Origin of the sequence: Mycobacterium numidiamassiliense, from assembly GCF_900157365.1 — a bacterium.
GTDB lineage: Bacteria > Actinomycetota > Actinomycetes > Mycobacteriales > Mycobacteriaceae > Mycobacterium > Mycobacterium numidiamassiliense.
Genome location: NZ_FUEZ01000004.1, coordinates 968,067 through 976,828 on the forward strand (window position 1 = coordinate 968,067; position 8,762 = coordinate 976,828).

Genomic DNA, 8,762 nt, shown 5'->3' on the forward strand with positions numbered 1-8,762 from the left:
GATCGCGCCTAGCCGCGATCGAGTTCGGCGAACGCCTCGCCGGCGATGCGAAAGCTATCGACCGCGGCCGGCACGCCGGCGTAGATGGCCACCTGCAGAAATATCTCGCGAATCTCGTCGCGAGTGACGCCGTTGGTCAGGGCACCCTTGATGTGTGTCCGTAATTCGTGCGGCCGATTGAGCACGGAAATCATTGCCAGGTTCAACATGCTGCGCGTCTTGAGCGGCAATTCCTCGCGACCCCACACCGCGCCCCAGCAGTACTCGGTCACCAGATCTTGCAAGGGTTTCGTGAAGTCGTCGGCTTCGGCGAGTGCTTTGTTCACGTACTCCTCGCCCACCACGGCAGAGCGTATTGCGAGCCCGCGCTGATATGTTTCGCGATCCAAGGTTCTCTCCTTTGCAACCAGGTCCTGAGCTACAGCGAACCACAGCGGCTTCGCACAATCCCCGTCGAGCGCTGCCGGATTCGGGCGCAGCGACATCGGGGAAGTGATGTCGAGCGCCCGGACAATCCGACGACGACAGCAGCCGTCGCGCCCGCACCTATCGCGTACCTACGAAACTTCACGATCGCGCCCACCCCGCCGACCACCTTGCCGGCCACCGCCAACGGTCGGCTCGTGGACGCGAGACCGGACGAACTCGCCGACCCCATCGATACGCGATAAGCCGATTTCGAGATTATTACTTCCGGTAGAGAGAATGTTATTCTCGCGGTGGCGGTGACGACAGGAGGCACTCCCGATGCTGTTGGAGTTCGATGCTGATCAGCGACTGTGGCAGAGCACGGTGCGTGACGCTGTCGCCAAGCAATGTCCCCCCTCGCTGGTGCGCGGGGTAGCCGAGGATGGCGTAGACCCGAGTCCGCTGTGGAAGTCGTACGTCGATCAGGGCTGGACTGAGCTGAGCGATGCGGAGAGCGCGGTCGAACTGGCCATCGTGCTCGAAGAATTGGGCCGCGCAACCGATCCCACGCCGTTCCTGGCGACTTTGAGTCAGTTCGCGCCGCTGGCGGCGGATCGGTTCGACCCGCACGAGTCGGGCACCGCGGTGTATAGCGGGGTTACGGCGCACCGGGACGCCGAAGGCTGGGTGCTGGACGGTACCGCGCGTCATGTGCTGGACGGCGACCGCGCGGCCCGGCTTGCCGTGGTGACCGACGCCGGGGTCTTCCTCGTCGCGTCCAATCAGGTGTCGGCCCGGCGGTCGACGGTGTTCGACCCGGTCCTGCACGTCGCCGACCTGTCCTTCGCCGAGGTCCGGGTGCCCGACACCGAGCGCCTGATCGTCGACGCCGAGCGGGCGCATCACTCGGCCCTGACCGGTATGGCCATCACGATGGTCGGGGCCTGCCAACGCATCCTCGACCTGGTGCTCGAGCACGTGAAAAGCCGTCAGCAATTTGGCGTGGCGATCGGCTCCTTCCAGGCCGTCCAGCACAAAGCGGCCGACATGCACGTCGCGGTGGAACGCGCTCGCGCGCTGGCCTACTTCGCCGCGTTGACGATTGCCGCCGACGATCCCCGGCGCCGGCTGGCGGCCGCGATGGCGAAAGCCTCTGCGGGAGAATGCCAATCGCTGGTATTCCGGCATGGCTTACAGCTGCACGGCGCCATGGGATTCACCTGGGAGAACGACCTGCAGTTCGCGCTCAAGCGGGCCAAAGCGGGTGAACTTCTGCTGGGCGGCGCCGCAGAGCATCGCGCGCGGATCGCCGAGGAGTACCGTGCAGCTGACTTTTGATTCCGACGTCGAGGCTTTTCGGGCGGAGTTTTCGGCCTTCCTCGACAAAAACCTCCCTCCCGCAAGCGAAACCCTGGAACGGCCGCGGTCGGTTTCGCATATGCCGGCCTGGGCTCGCCGTTGGCAGCGGCTGCTATTCGACAACGGATGGTTGTTGCCGGCTCAGCCTCCCGAATTCGGCGGCCGCAATGCGACGGTCGTGCAGCAGTTCGTGTATCTAGAGGAGCTCAGCCGACGCCGGATCTACCACAGCTTCAACCCACAAGGCGTGAATATCGTTGGGGCGTCGCTGTTGTCGTTCGGCAGCGACGAACAGAAGCGTCGCTGGGCGGTGCCCATCCTGCGTGCCGAGATCACCGCGTCGCTGGGAATGAGTGAACCCAGCGCGGGCTCCGACCTGGCGTCGCTGCGCACCCGCGCGGTACCCGACTGTGACCACTTCGTCGTCAACGGGCAGAAGGTATGGACCTCGGGGGCCCACGACGCCGACGTTCTCTTGACGTTCGTGCGGACCAATCCAGATGTGCCGAAACACAAGGGAATCAGCGTGCTGATCATCCCCACCGACACCCCGGGTGTCGTGCGCCGGCCGTTCCCGTCGATCTGCGGGGCCGACGATCTGGATTTCAACGAGGTGTTCTTCACCGACGCGCGGGTCCCGGCGGAGAACCTGGTCGGGGAAATCGATCAGGGCTGGCGGGTGGCCAACGGATCGCTCGGCCACGAACGCACGATGATGTGGCTGGGCTTCGCCGATCGAATGGACAACATGATCGCCGACTTTCGTCCGGGCAACGAGGTCGAGCGCGATCAGTACGCGAGCACCATCATGGACAGGCAGGCGCTGCGCTTACTGGGTTCGGCGGCGCTGGCCCGCGCGGCCCGCGGCGAAGACGACGTGGCCGCGATCTCGGTGCTCAAACTGCTCGGATCCGAGGCCGAACTGCGTGGGATGGACCTCGCCCTGACGTCCGCGGGCAGCGATGGGCTCGTTCACCCCAGCCAGACCGGCCCGTACGCGCACATGAACCTGGACCACTATTTCGCGAGCTGGTTCGAGCGTTATGCCCGAAGCTTTTCCGGCACCATCGCGGGCGGGACGTCGGAAATCCAGCGCAACATCATCGCCCAGCGCGTGCTCGGCTTGCCGCGCTAGCACTTGGCTTTTCGGCGCGGAGGAGCCGAGCCGAGTCAGTCGATGACCGCGGCTTCCTTGCGCTCGGTGATCGGCAGAGCGAGTTGCTGTTCGTCGCAGATGCGTTGCAGCTTGTCAAGAGTTTCGTCGAGGCCCGCGCCAACGGTGGGGCCGGGAGTGAACGTGGCCGGCAGCTTCCGCATGCCCTGGATAACGCCGATGCTCTCGTAGTGCACGGCACCTTCGGGGTCGCAGTGGTAGTCGGGCATCCGGTCGAGCACCGCGGTCAGCATGGATTTGAACACCGTGCGGGCCACGTTCGATCCGGCGCACCGGTGAACCCCAAGTCCAAAGCTGAAGTGACGGTTGCCTTTACGGTCCAGAACGATCTCGTTCGGGTCGTGGAACACCGACGGGTCGCGATTGGCCATGGCCCACGAAATCCACAGCCGCTCACCTTCCTTGAATTGATTACCGACGAGCTCGACGTCGTCGGAGAATGTCCGGCCGTCGCCGGGTGCCGGGGTGAAGAAGCGAAGGAATTCCTCGGTCGCGGGATCGAGCAGAGTCTCGAGATCCTGCTGCAGCCGCTCGCGCTCGCCGGGATTCTCGGAAAGCCACTCCAGCGCATGGGCGGTTAACGCCGTGGTCGTGTCGAAGCCACCACCGATGACCAGGCCGAGATTGCCAAGGATCTCCAGATCCGGGGCGGGCTCGCCGTCGATCCGCATCTGGAGCAGAGCATTCACGATTCCTGGACGCGGGTTCTCGCGGATCTCGAGCATGGTGTTGACCATGTCGAGCCCCATTTCCCGGTGCATTGCGGTGACACGCTCGATGTCGGGGGAGTGTTCCGGGGTGTAGACCGCCGCGTGAACCGGCTCGCTGTACATATTCCACTTCTTCAGCGGGATGCCCATCATCGCCAACGTCAGGACGGCGGGCACGACGTTGGCCAGGTCGTCGACGAAGTCGATGCTGCCTTCCTCGATCTTCTCGTCGAGGCAGGCGCGCGTCACGTCGTCGATGAACGGCTCCCAGCGCTTGACCGCCGCCGGCGACAGGTAGGGATTGAGCACGGTGCGGTAAGTGCGGTGTTCGGGTTCATCCATTTCCAGGATGCCGCCGCGCACCGCGCTGACACGGCTTGCGGTCGGGATCGAAATGCCCTTATACCCACGACGTTCGTTATTGATGTCGTGGTCGTTGGAGACCGCGGGGCAGCGGGCGAGCTCGAAGACCTCGTTGCTTCCCGCCGCGACCCAGTGCCCGCCGTAGGTCTCGGTCCACGCCATCGGGCATTTGGCGTGCATCTCCTCGGTGATGTCCTTGAACTGTGAGCGGTACTCCGCGTTGTGCCGGTCGAAGTGGTACTGATTCTTCTTCCGGTCGCTGTCGCTCACGACGTCGTCGACACTCAACGTGTTGTCTCCCTTTACGTCTCGTCCGTGATCATGATGGCCTGCTCCGGGCACGAGTGCGCGGCTTCGCGAACCTGGTCCTCCTGGTCGGCCGGCACCACCTCGTTGACCGCTGACGAGCTACCGTCAATGTCGCTGAGCTGGAACGAATCCGGCGCAATCATCGCGCACAGGGTGTGGCCCTGGCAGCGTTCTGAATCAACCCAGACCTTCACGCTGTCTCCTTACGTTTAGGTGTTGCGGCCGCCGTTGACGCCCAAAATCTGGCCGGTGATATAGCCAGCTTCCTCCGAGACCAGGAAGGCGCAAGCCGCCGCGATGTCTTCGGGCCTGCCGATCCGGCGCACCGGTGTCCGGGCGATGGTCTCATCGATGTCGCCGAGGAAGCCGTTCTTCTCGGCGTTGCGCAGCATGGGTGTGTCGATGAATCCGGGGGGTACGGCATTGACGGTGATACCGCTCGGCCCGTACTCGAGTGCCAGCGATTTGGTGAGCCCGTTGACCGCGGATTTCGCCGCAACGTAGTGGGACATGTAGGGAGCACCGGAATGCGTGCTCGACGACGAGATGTTGACTATCCGGCCCCAGCCGGCTTCGACCATGTCGGGCAGCACCGCCTGGATCGTGTGGAAAACCCCGTGGAGGTTGACATCGATCACTCGCTGCCAATCCTCGAACGTGAGGTTGGCAAAGCGCTTGAACCCGTCCAGCCCGGCGGCGTTGACCAGAACGGCCACCGGCCCGAGCCGCGCGCGGATCGCCGACAGCGCGGCATCCACCTGCGACCGATCCGTCACGTCGGCGGTGAACGAAAAGTCGGCGTCCGACGGTCTGAGGTCGATGGTGGCAACGTCTAGACCATCGGCGCGCAGTCGCTGCGCGACCGCTAACCCAATGCCAGAGCCACCACCGGTGACCACTGCGGTCTTCAACTTGGGGCCCCTGCGGCAAATGTGGCCGTCTCAGTCACAAAGAATCTCCCTTGCAATTATGAGAACCATACTCTCGCGACGAAGTGACGTGCAACATACCCAAGGAACTACATTCGGCCTGCGTAGAGCGCGCTCAGTCGACCAACCCGAGGTAGGACAGAACACCTTTTTTGTCCTGACCGTTTCTTGAATTATCGAGACTCGAATGTAAGATTCGCCCCGTAGGAGAATGAAATTTTCGTGACCGCCACCACCTGGGTGTGACGGTTGTGATCGACGTCACACCAGGGGAGCCCACATGCCGGTGCAGGACACGGTGTCGATCGTCGCGAATGCCGCGTCCGAATTGCAGGCAGTGGGAGGTGGCGCGTGAGGCCATTGGAGGGCATTCGCGTTCTGGAAGTCGCGATGTACGGGTTCGTTCCATCGGCTGGTGCCGTGCTATCCGAGTGGGGCGCCGACGTGGTCAAGGTCGAGCACGCGGTGACCGGCGATCCGCAGCGGGGACTTCGCCAGACCGGCATGCTGCGCGTCGAGGGCGACCCCAACCCCAACATCGAGCACGCAAACCGCGGCAAGCGCAGCCTCGGACTGGACATGTCGGTGCCCGAGGGCAAGGAAGTGCTCTATGAGCTCGCCCGACGGTCGGATGTGTTCTTGACCAGCTTCCTGCCCGGCGCCCGCCAGAAGTTCGGCATCGACGTCGACGACATCCGGGTGGTGAACCCGTCGATCATCTACGCACGCGGAAGCGCGCTCGGCCCCCGCGGCGAAGAGGCGACCAAGGGCGGGTACGACATGACCGCCTTCTGGTGCCGGGCCGGGACGGCGGCCACCATCACGCCGATGGGGATGCCGGGCATGATCGCGCCACCCGGACCTGCCTACGGCGACACCATCTCAGGCACCAACCTTGCCGGCGGCATTGCGGCGGCGTTGCTCAAACGCGAGCGCACCGGCGAGCCGTCCGTCGTCGACGTCTCGCTGCTGGGCAGCGGACTGTGGTCCATGGGCCACACGGTCGCGTTGACCAAACACTTGAACCAGCGACTGGAAGCGCCGCCTCCCGGTGTGCACGGCGCGCCCAACAATCCGTTGGTTGGGCTGTACACGACGTCCGATGGCCGGTATATCTCCTTCGTGATGATGCAGCCCACCAAGTTCTGGGCGGACGTCTGCCGGCACGTCGACTTGCCCGAGCTGGCCGATGATCCGCGCTTTGCCACCATCGAGAACATCACCGCCAATACGGCCGAAGCGGTCGAGATCTTGACCAAGGTCATCGCGACGCGCACGCTCGCCGAGTGGAGCGAACGGTTTGCCACGCTGGCCGGTCCGTGGGCGCCGGTCCAGGACACGCTTCAGGCTGCCGAGGACGCACAGGTCCGGGCCAACGAATATTTAGTACAGGCAGGCGAACTCGAACTGGTTGCCAACCCTGTCCAATTCGACGTCGCCGCCCCGCAGACCCGACCGGCGCCCGGATTCGCCGAACAGACCGATGAAATTCTGCTGGAATTGGGACTGGATTGGGATCGCATCATCGAACTCAAGACGGCCGGCGCCGTCACCTAAATGTGGAGCTGGCCTGAAATGTTTGCGCGCTCGATAACGGTTATGCGTTTTTTGCTCCGCGTGGACGTGGCATGAGTCACAATGGCCGGACGTTTCTCACGGGGCAGATCGGAGGACTGGCGTGAGGTTGGTAGTGGCTGCACCGGCGACTGATGCCGGGATGTGGCTGCTCAGTGAGCATTTCGCGGTCGGCGTCGAGTCGAATCTATCGCAGCCGAAGCCGAAGAACAAGACTGCCAGTCTCGTAACGTCGAGAGGATCTGAAGCCCATGGCGAATAAATGGGCTGACCGCTGGACGCCCGGCATTTCGCTGGGGCGCGGGTCCAAGCCGATGGAGGCGGTCGGGGGCCTCTTCGCGATGTCGGCCGACGCGGTGAAGTTCATGTTCGTACGGCCGTTCCAGTGGCGCGAGTTCTTGGAGCAGTCGTGGTTTGTGGCGCGCGTCGCGATCGTGCCCACGTTGTTGGTGGCGATTCCGTTCACCGTCTTGGTCAGCTTCACCCTCAACATCTTGTTGCGGGAATTGGGAGCCGCCGACCTATCCGGTGCGGGTGCCGCATTCGGCGCCGTCACCCAGATCGGTCCGCTGGTGACCGTGTTGATCGTGGCCGGCTCCGGCGCGACGGCGATGTGCGCCGACCTGGGTTCGCGCACGATCCGCGAAGAGATCGACGCGATGGAAGTGCTGGGCATCAATCCGATCCAGCGTTTGGTCACACCGCGCATGTTGGCAGCGGGCTTAGTGGCCCTGCTGCTGAACAGCTTGGTCGTCATCATCGGCATCGTGGGCGGCTACATCTTTTCGGTGTTCGTCCAGGACGTGAACCCCGGAGCGTTCGCCGCCGGCATCACGCTGCTGACGGGCGTGCCCGAGGTGCTCATTTCGTGTGTCAAGGCAGCACTTTTCGGCCTGATCGCCGGCTTGGTCGCCTGCTATCGCGGGCTGACGGTGTCCGGCGGCGGTGCCAAGGCGGTAGGCAACGCTGTCAACGAAACGGTGGTTTTTGCGTTCATGGCCCTACTCGTGGTCAATGTGGTTGTCACCGCCATCGGTATCCGTTTTTCGTCGAAGCAGTAGCTCGAGGGAGGTGTAGGAAAACGCTGTGGCGCTAAGAGCTGTCTATCCGCGTTTGTCGCGGCAACTGCAGAAGCCGGTCGGCACGTTGGGCCGTATCGGCGATCACACCTTGTTCTATGGCAAGGCGATTGCCGGGATTCCGTTTGCGGTCACGCGTTATCGGCGCGAGATCATTCGTCTGGTTGCTGAGATCAGCATGGGTGCGGGCACGTTGGCGATGATCGGCGGGACGCTGGCGATCGTCGGGTTTATGACGTTGGCCGCCGGTGGCACGCTGGCGGTGCAGGGGTACAGCTCGCTGGGCAATATCGGTATCGAGGCGCTGACCGGCTTCTTGGCGGCGTTTATCAACGTGCGGATCGCGGCGCCGATCGTCGCGGGCATCGGCTTGGCGGCCACGTTCGGTGCGGGGGTCACCGCGCAGCTGGGTGCGATGCGGATCAACGAAGAGATCGATGCGCTGGAATCCATGGCGATTCGCCCGATCTCGTATCTGGTGAGTACCAGGATCGTGGCCGGGATGCTGGCGATCACGCCGCTGTACAGCATCGCGGTGGTGTTGTCCTTTCTGGCCAGCCAGTTCATCACGACGGCGTTGTTCGGGCAGTCCAGTGGCTTGTACAACCACTACTTCACGACGTTTCTGAATCCCATCGACTTGTTCTGGTCCTTCCTGCAGGCCGTCGCGATGGCGTTGACGATCTTGTTGATCCATACCTATTACGGCTATTTCGCATCCGGTGGGCCGGCCGGTGTGGGGGTGGCCACCGGTAACGCGGTGCGGACCTCGCTGATCGTGGTGGTCTCGGTGATCCTGCTGGTGTCGCTGGCCATCTATGGTTCCAACGGCAACTTCAACCTGTCCGGCTAGCGA

General features: G+C 63.6%; 9 protein-coding genes. 5 read left to right on the forward strand and 4 right to left on the reverse strand.

The genetic code is table 11. The annotated features are described in order from the left end of the window. Window positions 1-8: 8 nt before the first annotated feature. Entirely contained in the window at window positions 9-389 is a 381-nt protein-coding gene (locus MNAB215_RS13170) for a carboxymuconolactone decarboxylase family protein (protein ID WP_077081984.1), read from the reverse strand. A 358-nt stretch (window positions 390-747) separates the two neighbouring features. Here MNAB215_RS13170 and MNAB215_RS13175 point away from each other — a divergent pair, with 358 nt between their 5' ends. Continuing rightward, window positions 748-1,746, forward strand: coding sequence for an acyl-CoA dehydrogenase family protein (locus MNAB215_RS13175; RefSeq protein ID WP_077079250.1), 999 nt, complete (start codon window positions 748-750; stop codon window positions 1,744-1,746). Further along, the gene (locus MNAB215_RS13180) at window positions 1,730-2,902 is read left to right on the forward strand and encodes an acyl-CoA dehydrogenase family protein (RefSeq protein WP_077079251.1); all 1,173 of its coding nucleotides are present in this window, start codon (window positions 1,730-1,732) and stop codon (window positions 2,900-2,902) included. Before MNAB215_RS13175 ends, MNAB215_RS13180 begins: the two co-directional genes overlap by 17 nt. Window positions 2,903-2,937: 35 nt before the next feature. On the opposite strand, the gene MNAB215_RS13185 is transcribed toward MNAB215_RS13180, so the two are convergent. From MNAB215_RS13185 to MNAB215_RS13195, 3 genes are read right to left on the reverse strand one after another with little or no spacing between them, the layout of a single operon-like run. Continuing rightward, complete coding sequence (locus MNAB215_RS13185) at window positions 2,938-4,302, reverse strand: cytochrome P450 (protein ID WP_077079252.1); 1,365 nt, start codon at window positions 4,300-4,302, stop codon at window positions 2,938-2,940. Between the two features lie 14 nt (window positions 4,303-4,316). Further along, entirely contained in the window at window positions 4,317-4,517 is a 201-nt protein-coding gene (locus tag MNAB215_RS13190) for a ferredoxin (RefSeq protein ID WP_077079253.1), read from the reverse strand. Window positions 4,518-4,532: 15 nt separating this feature from the next. Beyond that, the gene (locus MNAB215_RS13195; protein ID WP_077079254.1) at window positions 4,533-5,234 is read right to left on the reverse strand and encodes an SDR family NAD(P)-dependent oxidoreductase; all 702 of its coding nucleotides are present in this window, start codon (window positions 5,232-5,234) and stop codon (window positions 4,533-4,535) included. A 369-nt stretch (window positions 5,235-5,603) separates the two neighbouring features. Between MNAB215_RS13195 and MNAB215_RS13200 the strand changes: the two genes are divergently transcribed. The 3 genes from MNAB215_RS13200 to MNAB215_RS13210 all read left to right on the forward strand — a co-directional run bounded on the left by MNAB215_RS13200 (window position 5,604) and on the right by MNAB215_RS13210 (window position 8,759). After that, window positions 5,604-6,809, forward strand: a complete 1,206-nt coding sequence (locus MNAB215_RS13200) for a CaiB/BaiF CoA transferase family protein (RefSeq protein WP_077079255.1) — start codon at window positions 5,604-5,606, stop codon at window positions 6,807-6,809. Between the two features lie 269 nt (window positions 6,810-7,078). Beyond that, on the forward strand, window positions 7,079-7,888 hold the full coding sequence (locus tag MNAB215_RS13205; RefSeq protein WP_077079256.1) for an MlaE family ABC transporter permease: 810 nt from the start codon (window positions 7,079-7,081) through the stop codon (window positions 7,886-7,888). A gap of 25 nt (window positions 7,889-7,913) precedes the next feature. Next, entirely contained in the window at window positions 7,914-8,759 is an 846-nt protein-coding gene (locus MNAB215_RS13210; RefSeq protein ID WP_077079257.1) for an ABC transporter permease, read from the forward strand. Window positions 8,760-8,762 lie beyond the last annotated feature (3 nt).

Bases quoted from the DNA above. Each gene is read 5' to 3' on its own strand.
- MNAB215_RS13205 (WP_077079256.1), top strand. From the start codon at position 7,079: ATGGCGAATAAATGGGCTGACCGCTGGACGCCCGGCATTTCGCTGGGG.
- MNAB215_RS13175 (WP_077079250.1), top strand. From the start codon at position 748: ATGCTGTTGGAGTTCGATGCTGATCAGCGACTGTGGCAGAGCACGGTG.